Below are 407 nucleotides of genomic sequence, written 5' to 3' on the forward strand. Positions count from 1 at the left end.
CGGTCACGGCTACTGCGGTGATACGCCGACAACGCCGGCAACACCGCACGCAACGACGCCTCGTCGTCGAAGTCCAGCTCCTTCGCGAGCGATTCGAGATCCTCACGCTCCACGGCCTGCCAGAACCGCGCATCCACCTCGCGACGGATTCCGGCATCGGCACCGGCCGCATCGACGGACTTCTCGACCCAGTAGCGCCGGCGCTGGAAGGCATAGGTCGGCAGGTCGATCCTGCGGGCCTCGAGACCGTCGAAGACCGAGGTCCAATCGACAGCGGAGCCGTGAACGTGCAGCCGTGCCAGCGCGGTGGTCAGGGCCACGGCCTCCGAACGGTCCTTGCGCAGCACCGGCACGTTCACGGGCGCCGAGGCAGGCTGCTCGCCCCGTTCCGTCAGGCAGTCCTGCGT

Annotated in this window: 1 protein-coding gene; it reads right to left on the reverse strand. The window is 68.6% G+C overall.

Features of this window, described 5'->3' with window-relative positions; genetic code table 11:
- Positions 1 to 359, reverse strand: a 359-nt coding sequence (locus KN815_RS48715) for a hypothetical protein (protein ID WP_308403717.1), incomplete at its 3' end; no start/stop codon positions are given.
- Positions 360 to 407 lie beyond the last annotated feature (48 nt).

Source organism: Streptomyces niphimycinicus, from assembly GCF_018883605.1.
Classification (GTDB): Bacteria; Actinomycetota; Actinomycetes; order Streptomycetales; family Streptomycetaceae; genus Streptomyces; species Streptomyces niphimycinicus.